At 65.4% G+C, this 8,041-nt stretch carries 8 protein-coding genes and 1 pseudogene; 5 read left to right on the top strand and 4 right to left on the bottom strand.

Annotated features, from left to right (window positions below):
• Window positions 1-1,605: TonB-dependent receptor (locus R3280_RS14760; RefSeq protein ID WP_318999378.1), on the bottom strand; the 1,605-nt coding region annotated here is incomplete at its 3' end.
• Between the two features lie 253 nt (window positions 1,606-1,858).
• Between R3280_RS14760 and nhaB the strand changes: the two genes are divergently transcribed.
• A complete protein-coding gene (nhaB, locus tag R3280_RS14765) occupies window positions 1,859-3,364 on the top strand; it encodes a sodium/proton antiporter NhaB (protein ID WP_318999379.1) in 1,506 nt (501 codons plus the stop codon).
• Between the two features lie 55 nt (window positions 3,365-3,419).
• Window positions 3,420-4,271 carry a universal stress protein gene (locus R3280_RS14770; protein WP_318999380.1) on the top strand — a complete coding sequence of 284 codons (852 nt, stop codon included), beginning with the start codon at window positions 3,420-3,422 and terminating at the stop codon, window positions 4,269-4,271.
• A 17-nt stretch (window positions 4,272-4,288) separates the two neighbouring features.
• Here the strand turns inward: R3280_RS14770 and R3280_RS14775 are convergent, their stop codons facing one another.
• Together R3280_RS14775 and R3280_RS14780 are read right to left on the bottom strand one after the other, a co-directional pair.
• Entirely contained in the window at window positions 4,289-4,555 is a 267-nt protein-coding gene (locus R3280_RS14775; RefSeq protein ID WP_318999381.1) for a hypothetical protein, read from the bottom strand.
• Entirely contained in the window at window positions 4,552-5,460 is a 909-nt protein-coding gene (locus tag R3280_RS14780; RefSeq protein WP_318999382.1) for an esterase/lipase family protein, read from the bottom strand. The genes R3280_RS14775 and R3280_RS14780 overlap by 4 nt, the downstream gene beginning before the upstream one ends.
• A 187-nt stretch (window positions 5,461-5,647) precedes the next feature.
• Between R3280_RS14780 and R3280_RS14785 the strand changes: the two genes are divergently transcribed.
• Complete coding sequence (locus R3280_RS14785) at window positions 5,648-6,463, top strand: substrate-binding periplasmic protein (protein WP_318999383.1); 816 nt, start codon at window positions 5,648-5,650, stop codon at window positions 6,461-6,463.
• On the opposite strand, the gene R3280_RS14790 is transcribed toward R3280_RS14785, so the two are convergent.
• A complete protein-coding gene (locus R3280_RS14790; RefSeq protein ID WP_413468789.1) occupies window positions 6,460-7,188 on the bottom strand; it encodes a DUF3047 domain-containing protein in 729 nt (242 codons plus the stop codon). The genes R3280_RS14785 and R3280_RS14790 overlap by 4 nt on opposite strands.
• A gap of 120 nt (window positions 7,189-7,308) precedes the next feature.
• On the opposite strand from R3280_RS14790, the gene R3280_RS14795 reads away from it, so the two are divergent.
• Window positions 7,309-7,713 carry a PaaI family thioesterase gene (locus R3280_RS14795; protein ID WP_318999384.1) on the top strand — a complete coding sequence of 135 codons (405 nt, stop codon included), beginning with the start codon at window positions 7,309-7,311 and terminating at the stop codon, window positions 7,711-7,713.
• Window positions 7,714-7,831: 118 nt separating this feature from the next.
• Window positions 7,832-8,041: pseudogene (locus tag R3280_RS14800) on the top strand (hypothetical protein); the annotation flags it as partial.

An 8,041-nucleotide genomic window follows, 5' to 3' on the forward strand; every position in this document is an offset into this window, starting at 1 on the left:
CTGGGCCGAGCCCAGCTGGGTACCCAGCTCGGACTCGCTGTAGAACAGCGTCAGGGCCAGGTCCGCCTGGTTCCAGAGCGCCTCGGCGCCGATCTCATAGTTATCCACCACCTGGGGCTCCGGACGGATCTGGTCCAGGGAAGTGTTGTTGGCGGGCTGGCGCAGAACCCGGCCGATCTCAGGCACCGTGAAGCCCTGGGAGAAGGTGGCGGTGGTGGCCCAGACATCGTTGACCTGGTAGCGGGCACCGGCGTTGAACACGGTCTCACTGTAGTCCAGCTCGCCGCCCTCTACATCAGCCCCGAACAGGGAGGTGTAGTCGTCCACCTCGAACCAGAATTTCTCGTAGCGCATGCCGGCGCTGAGGGTCCATTTCGGGTCCAGCCTGACCTCGCCCTGAAGGAAGCCCGCCACGCTGGTCTGGTCCATCTCGGGCACGAAGGTGCGGCCGTCTTCCAGCGGCTGGGCGCTGGTTTCGTCCAGGGTGTCCAGGCCCCACAGGAGCTTGGCGCCGTTCAGCAGATTGAACGGGGTCTTGAAGTCCAGACGTGAGCCCAGGCGTTCGGACTCGATCTTGGACTGGCCGCCGCCCTGGTAGAAATTCTCGAAGTAGTCGAACCGGGTCATGTAATCCCGGTAGTACAGCTGCGCCCCGAAGGAGGTGTCGCCGAACAGGCGGGCGTCGTCGTAGGTCAGGTTCAGGTTGAGGTTCTCGGTGCCCTCGTCCTCGCCGAGGGATTCTCCCCGCACCGCGCGGGTCTTGCGCACACCGTGGATGCCATCCTCCAGGACATAGTTGCTGTCCTGCTTGATCTCGTAGTAGCTGGAGGTGAATTCCACCCGGCGCTGGCTGTCCATGTCGTAGCCCAGCTTGGCGAGGACGTCGTACTCCAGGGTGTCGGCAATACCGCCCTGCTGGTTGGGGTTGGGCGGGATGCGATCGCCATCGGCGTCGAAGAAGGAGTTGCGCTCCTCCACCGAGCCCCGCAGCTGGTAGTCGAAGGCGCCGGCGCCCCCGGTGACGCTCTGGGCCACGCCGTAGCGGCCGCTGTCCTCGAAGTGCTCGGTGGAGAAGCCGCCATGTACTTCGGTGCGGAACTGGGGCGCGCCTTTCTCGGTCTTGCGGGTGATGATGTTGATAATGCCGCCGGTGCCGCCGAAGCCGTAGACGCCGGTGGAGCCACGGATCACTTCGATGCGCTCGATGGAGTTGGGGTCGATCGAGTTGAGCGAGTGCAGACCGTCCCGCAGGCTGATGGTCTGGGGAATGCCGTCGATCAGCACGAACAGGTTACGGCCCCTGAGGGTCTGCGCCACGGTGGTCTGGCCGTGGGTGGAGGGCGCCAGGCCGGGCACGGTCTGGGCCAGTACATCGCTGAGGTTGCCGCCCAGCGCTGACTGTTTCTCGATGGTTTCGCGATCAACCACGGTGACGCTGCCGGGGTTGACGTTCAGGGAGTCGAGGCCGCGGGTGGCAACCACTTCCAGGGCGTCGAGGGTGGTCACGCTGCCGTTGTCGGCGTTTTCCTGGGCCATGGCGGTGGAGGCGCAGCCCAGTGCGACAAGCAGGGCGGAATGCAGTTTGGCTTTGGCGAGCGTTGTCATGATGAACCTCAGTGGAAAAAGGATCGCTATCTTAAAGAGAATAATTCTCAGTATCAACACTAATCTGCCCCATCACGGTGCATACCCTTGAAAGAGGTTCCAGGCCGGCGGTTTATCCTCCGGAAGGCGTAATCTGGGCGCGCAAAACGCTCCTTTAGGGTCACAGGCCGGGAATAAGCGCCTAAACCCTTACCCGTTCTGGTATTATCCGCGGCTTCCTTGCACACCCTAACGTTACCGAAGTGACCCATTCATGCCTGCCACTGTAATGCGCGGTTTTGCCGCCAATTTTCTGGGCAATGCGCCCGCCTGGTACAAACAGACCATTGTCCTGTTTCTCGTGATCAACCCCATCTGCCTCTGGCTGGCCGGCCCGGCATTCACCGGCTGGCTGCTGGTGGGCGAGTTCATCTTCACCCTGGCCATGGCGCTGAAGTGCTACCCGCTGCAGCCCGGCGGCCTGCTGGCCATCGAGGCGCTGCTGATCGGCATGACCACACCGGACGCCCTCTACCACGAGATCCTCACCAACCTGCCGGTGATCATGCTGCTGATGTTCATGGTGGCGGGCATCTACTTCATGAAGGAGCTGCTGCTGGTGACCTTCACGCAGATCCTGGTGGGGGTCAGGTCCAAGTCGGCGCTGTCGCTGCTGTTCTGTGCCGCCGCGGCGCTGCTGTCGGCGTTTCTGGATGCCCTGACGGTGACCGCGGTGATCATCAGCGTGGCGGTGGGCTTCTTCTCGGTCTATCACAAGGTGGCGTCCGGCAAGGGTTACCACCACACCGACCACAACGCCCACAGCGACGACTCGGTGATCGAGCTGCACCGCTCCGACCTCAACGAATTCCGGGCCTTCCTGCGCAGCCTGCTGATGCACGGCGCGGTGGGCACCGCCCTGGGCGGCGTCGCCACCATGGTGGGCGAGCCCCAGAACCTGCTGATTGCCAAGGTGGTGGGCTGGGATTTCGCCACCTTCTTCAGCCAGATGCTGCCCGTGAGCCTGCCGGTGCTGGTGGCCGGCCTGACCACCTGCTGGCTGCTGGAGAAATTGCGCTGGTTCGGCTACGGCACCCGCCTGCCCAAGCCGGTGCGCCGGGTACTGGAGGAGTTCGCCGACAACGAGCGCAAGAAGCGCACCAAGGCCGACCAGGCCGCGCTCTGGATCCAGGCCTTTGCGGCGGTGGTACTGGTGGTGGGCCTGGCCATGCACCTGGCGGAAGTGGGCCTGATCGGCCTGCTGGTGATCATCCTGATCACCTCCTTCACCGGCATCACCGACGAGCACCAGATCGGCAAGGCCTTCCAGGAGGCGCTGCCGTTCACCTCCCTGCTGGTGGTGTTCTTCGCCATCGTGGCGGTGATCCACGAGCAGCACCTGTTCACCCCGATCATCGATTTCGTGCTGTCGCTGCCCATCGAGCAGCAGCCGGGCATGTTCTTCATCGCCAATGGCCTCCTGTCCATGATCAGTGACAACGTCTTCGTGGCCACGGTCTACATCAGCGAGATCAAGCAGGCGCTGGAAGCCGGCGCCATCGACCGGGCCCACTTCGAGCGCCTGGCCATCGCCATCAATACCGGCACCAACCTGCCCAGCGTGGCCACCCCCAACGGCCAGGCCGCCTTCCTGTTCCTGCTGACCTCCGCCATCGCGCCGCTGGTGCGGTTGTCCTACGGCCGCATGGTATGGATGGCGCTGCCCTACACCCTGGTGATGGGCAGCGTGGGCCTGTTCTGTGTGATTAACTTTATCTGATGGCACACTGGTAGAATCGACGCAAAGCAACAATAACAACCGCAGCGAGGATACCATGACCCACATCGTCGGCTGTATCGACGGATCCCCCGCCACCGGTGCCGTGTGCGACTACACGGCCTGGGCCAGCCGGCGCCTGGCGGCGCCGGTGATGCTGTTTCACGTGCTGGACCATTCCCGCTACCCGCCCGAACCGGACCTGGCCGGCAACATCGGCCTGGGCAGCCGGGAGCACCTGCTGGAGGAGCTGGCGGAGCTGGACCAGCAGCGCAGCAAACTGGCCCTGGAACACGGCCACCAGCTGCTGCAGGCGGCGGATGACCGGGTTCGGGAGCATGGGGTGGAGGACGTTCGCCAGCGCCAGCGCCACGGCGACCTGGCCGAATCCCTGCTGGCCATCGAGGGCGAGATCCGGCTGCTGGTGATGGGGCTGAACGGCGAAAGCAGTGCCGGCCGCGACAGCCATGTGGGCAGCCAGCTGGAAACCGTGATCCGCAGCCTGCACCGGCCCATCATGCTGGTGCCGGAGGCATTCAGCGAGCCCCGCAGCGCCATGCTGGCCTTCGACGGCAGCGACACCGCGTTCAAGGGCGTGGATCTGCTGGCCAACAGCCCGGTGTTCCGGGATTTCCCGCTGCACCTGGTGATGGTGGGGCCGGACACGGCCGATCGCTGGGAGCAGCTCAAGCAGGCCGAAGCCAAACTGACCGCCGCCGGCTGCGACGTGCACCTGGCAATCCGGGCGGGTGATGTGGAGAAAACCCTGCACGCCTACCAGGAGGAGCAGGGCATCGATCTGCTGGTGATGGGCGCCTACGGCCACTCCCGCATCCGCCAGTTCCTGGTGGGCAGCACCACCACCAACATGCTTCGCACCACCCGCACGCCGCTGGTGATCCTGCGCTAGCGCGGGCCCGAGCGGCCTCAGGGCTGGCGCAGCGCCACCGCCAGCCGGCCCAGGCCACAGCCGGCCAGTGCCACCGAACGGTAGCTCAGCCGGCTGATGCCATGGTGCAGCAGCCGCACCGGGTTGCTGACCGGTCGGGTTACCGGAATCCGCGCCAGGATGTTGAAGCTCTCATCGGCGATGGCCAGGTGGACCCTTTCGATCCGGACACTGCCTTCCGCCATGCCGGCGGCCAGGACTTCGGTCATGCCGGACCACCAGGCCAGGTTGTCGTTTGGGCTCATTGCAGCCACTCCCTCAGTTGCCGCGCCACCTCGGGATGGTGGGTCAGGCGGATATGATCAACGCCCGGAAAACAGGCGTAGTCGGTCAGCCGCCAGCCGCTCTGGTGGGCACCCCGGGCGGACTCCTCCTGCACCAGGGCATCGCCGAACAGCCGGTTGACGGTATTCTCAGGGGCCTGCATCAGCAATCCGGAGATGGCGTAGTGGCGGGCGTTGGGCAGCAGCTCCGGCGCCGGGCCCGCGTTCTCCAGGATGTCGCCACGGCTGAGGTTGCGGATGCCGGCACTGCGCACATCCAGGACTTCCCCGATCACCCTCAGGTAGTCCCGCGGCATGCGGTTCATCAGCGCCGCCGTGCCCTGGGCCGCCCGCGCCAGCCAGGAGCCTTCATGGGGCGAGCCCAGGTAGACGCAGGCATCCACCAGCGAGGTCCAGCCCCGGGCCTGTTCGGTAGCGGCATGGCAGGCGCTGCGGATCACCAGACCGCCCATGCTGTGGCCCAACAGCACCAGGTTCTCCACCGGCACCGGCCAGTGGCTCACCAGGGTTTCGATCAGCCCGGCCAGGTCCTCGCCATTCTGGTGGATGGCCCGGCCGGTGTTGTAGCGCAGGCACAGGGCGGTGGCGCCCAGCTGCTCCGCCAGCTCGGTGCCGTAGTTGTGGCCGGGCCGGCCGGGAAAATCCCAGATGGTTTCGAGCTCGGTCAGGCCGTGCACCAGCAGCACCAGGGTACGCCGGGGTGCGGCAAGTTCCGGATGGCTGGGGTCGAGTACCTGGCCGGCGGCCCGCAGCTGCATGTCGATGGCCAGGGGGTTGGCCCGGGCCTGCAGCCAGTCCCCCAGAAAGCCACTGGCGATGGCGGCGGCCTGGTCCTGCCAGGGCCGTGTGGATCCGAATGACGTCATGGCGTTCACCTTGGTTATCCTTTACCCAGTGTAGAAGCCTGGCGGCCGCCTGCATTGGCCGCGATGGAAACCGGGGCGGTCTGCGTTACCAATCCGCTGCCCCGGTCTGTCGGCCCCCGGAGTGCAAACCGTCACAACTCTGATAATCTGAATAAAAGGACTTTGTGGAGAACGGTAGTATGCGGCCATGAAGTGGTTTGGGTGGTGTAATCCTGGTATTGGCCGGCTCTGGGCCTGGCTGCTGATGGCTGTGCTGCTGGCCGGCGACCTGGCTGCGGAGCCTGCCGCCATGACGTTGCGGGTCGGTTACGTGGAGTTTCCGCCCTTCGAATACCGGGATGCCAGCGGCCAGCCCGCAGGCAGGTTCATCGAGCTGACCCGCCGTGTCGCCGAGGAGGCCGGCTACCAGCTGGAGTTCGTCTACCTGCCCATCAGCCGGGCCTACTTCTCCCTGGTCAATGGCAGCATCGACCTGTGGCCGGGGCTGACCCTGATACCGGCCCTCAACGAGGCGGTGGTGGCCAGCCGCAGCCGCCCGTTGCAGGTACAGCTCAGCGCCTGGTCCCTGAAAATCCACCCGCCGATCACCCAGTTCTCCGACCTCAAGGGCAAGACCCTGATCCTGATCAGCGGCTACACATACGGCGGCCTGCGGGACATCCTGGCGATGGACAAGGACATCCGCATTACCGACGCCCCCAATCACGAGGCCGCCCTGCACATGCTCGGCCGTGGCCGCGGCACCCACCTGCTGAACTACACCCATCCCATCGAGCAGTTGCTGGAAACCCTACCCATCGCCAGTCTGCGCCAGTCGCCGTTACGGGTGCGCCAGGCCGCCTGGCTGGTGTCCCGCCAGCGCGACGACGCCATCGCCATCCGCGATGCCCTCGACGCCGCCTACGAGGCCCTGGTGGCCCGGGGCGAGGTGGCGCCACCGCCCGCGTCCACCGGTTTTCGCGCCCTGCCTGGCTACCCGCTGACCGATCAGCCCCAGGACTAACCGCCGGTGGCCGGGGCGGTGATCAGTTCGATATCGCCGTACCAGGCGGTGGCGGACTCACCGGTGTTGTCCGAATCCGACATGATACCGATGCCCACGATGGGCGGAGGCTCCGCGCCAAAGGCCTCGCGGTAGTCCGCCACTATGTTGCGCTCCACGGTGACCCATTCGCCCACCTGCTTCGGCCCGGAATTCACCGCCACCATCCGGGTGGTTTCGGTGAATGGGTTGGGCACGATGCTGCCTTGGGGCAGGGTATTGGCCCAGATGTAATTGAGGGCGTTGCCCGGCAGCTGGGCGTCGAAGAAGGTCTCCACCGCCGCCCGCTTCATGCGCTCGAAGAAGCCGGCCTTGTCGGGCTCGAACTCGAAGGCCACATAGATCCGCGCCGGGTAGTCGTCGCCACTCTTGCGCCGGGCATCGCCCTGCTCGTAGACATTGCTCACCTTCCAGCGCCAGCGCAGCACCGGCTCGGTTTCCGGCGGCACCCGCACCAGGGTTACCAGGCCGGAGGCGCTGGCGTCGGTCTGCGCCTTCACCACCTGGGTGCCGTCCACCGTCACCAGCTCGTACTGGCTGTGGCGTTCGATGTCCGGGAAGTTCAGCGGCTCCCAGCCCTGGTCCAGCGAGTCGATCCGGGAGAAGGCCGGCACCCGTTCCTCGGCTGATGCCAGCATCGGCCAGGCCAGCACCCACACCAGCAGCAGCCTGAAAAAAACCGTCATCACAACCTCCTGTGCATGAGAAGCGCTGCCACCGATGATAGGCTTTCCGGCAACCGGCCGCGACCGCAGCGCCAATCCAAACCCTGATACATTGCACCGATCCACTATTCCGAGAGCCGAATGACCGCCATGGAACCGAGACTCGACAAAGTCATCAACCATCCCCTGCACCAGCACCTGGGGATCACCAGCATCCGTTCCGAAGCCGGCGAGGGCCGCTTCGCCATTGCCGTCAGCGAACGGGTCATCAATCCCGCCGGGATGCTCCATGGCGGCGTGGTCTACCTGCTCAGCGATGTCTGCGCCTACGCCGGCCTGCTGAGCCTGCTGGACGCCGGCACCGAGGCGGTCACCCACGACATCCAGGTCTCGGTCATGGCGCCGGCGCGGCTGGGGGATACGGTGGCGTTCGAATCCCGGGTGGTGAAGCTGGGCAAGCGGCTGTGTTTCCTCGAAGTGGTGGCAACGGTGGAAGGCAGGGTTCTGGCCACCAGCAAGGTCACCAAGAGCATCCTGTCCACGTGATGGTGGGACCGAGGCCGACCGCCGGCTCCGGTAACTTGACCCTGGCCGTACCCTCCGCAAGACTGAAGCCGATAGGACGTTATCCCACACAGGGATTGGAGGTCATTTGGTCTGGTCTATGGGGGGCTTTCAAGGGCGCACCCGCGCCAAGCTATTGAGGGCGCTCACAACTATCCTGACAGGGTTGCCGCTGGCGGCAGTGCCGGCCTTTGCCGAGCCTGTGGGCAAAGCCGATGCCGTGGTTTCGATCGCGGCCCCGCTGTACTGGTGCCCCTACGCCTGCGACGCCACCACCGCCCGGTGGGGTTACACCGTGGAAATCGCCCGC

This window comes from Marinobacter sp. (assembly GCF_033722195.1).
GTDB lineage: Bacteria > Pseudomonadota > Gammaproteobacteria > Pseudomonadales > Oleiphilaceae > Marinobacter.

Coding starts and splice junctions, on each gene's coding strand:
- R3280_RS14785 (WP_318999383.1), top strand. CDS start 5,648: ATGAAGTGGTTTGGGTGGTGTAATCCTGGTATTGGCCGGCTCTGGGCC.
- R3280_RS14770 (WP_318999380.1), top strand. CDS start 3,420: ATGACCCACATCGTCGGCTGTATCGACGGATCCCCCGCCACCGGTGCC.
- R3280_RS14795 (WP_318999384.1), top strand. CDS start 7,309: ATGACCGCCATGGAACCGAGACTCGACAAAGTCATCAACCATCCCCTG.
- R3280_RS14775 (WP_318999381.1), bottom strand. CDS start 4,555: ATGAGCCCAAACGACAACCTGGCCTGGTGGTCCGGCATGACCGAAGTC.
- R3280_RS14790 (WP_413468789.1), bottom strand. CDS start 7,188: ATGACGGTTTTTTTCAGGCTGCTGCTGGTGTGGGTGCTGGCCTGGCCG.
- nhaB (WP_318999379.1), top strand. CDS start 1,859: ATGCCTGCCACTGTAATGCGCGGTTTTGCCGCCAATTTTCTGGGCAAT.
- R3280_RS14780 (WP_318999382.1), bottom strand. CDS start 5,460: ATGACGTCATTCGGATCCACACGGCCCTGGCAGGACCAGGCCGCCGCC.